Here is a 289-nt window from a genome sequence, read left to right as displayed (position 1 = left end):
CCGGGGCTTTTTCACTTCAGACTCACGTCCATTGCCAATTTTAATTACCCTAATGATAATCACCGGAATAAATTATTCCGCGTGAGGTTTTTCGGGTGAAAAAGCAATGGATTGTTGGCACGGCACTGCTTATGTTGATGACTGGTAATGCCTGGGCAGATGGCGAACCGCCAACTGAAAAATATCTTAAAAGATCAATTCAAAAAGCAGTATCACGGCATTCTCAAGCTTGATGCTATCACCTTAAAAAATCTTGATGCTAAGGGTAATCAGGCCACCTGGTCAGCGG

General features: G+C 43.3%; 1 protein-coding gene. It reads left to right on the top strand.

Annotated elements, in window-relative coordinates; all coding sequences use genetic code 11:
* Nucleotides 1-147: 147 nt before the first annotated feature.
* Nucleotides 148-289: DUF1202 family protein (locus tag EOS_RS49520; protein WP_200908777.1), on the top strand; the 142-nt coding region annotated here is incomplete at its 3' end.

Source organism: Caballeronia mineralivorans PML1(12), assembly GCF_001028175.1.
Taxonomy (GTDB): Bacteria; Pseudomonadota; Gammaproteobacteria; order Burkholderiales; family Burkholderiaceae; genus Caballeronia; species Caballeronia mineralivorans.
This window is presented reverse-complemented; position numbering and strand designations above follow the sequence as displayed.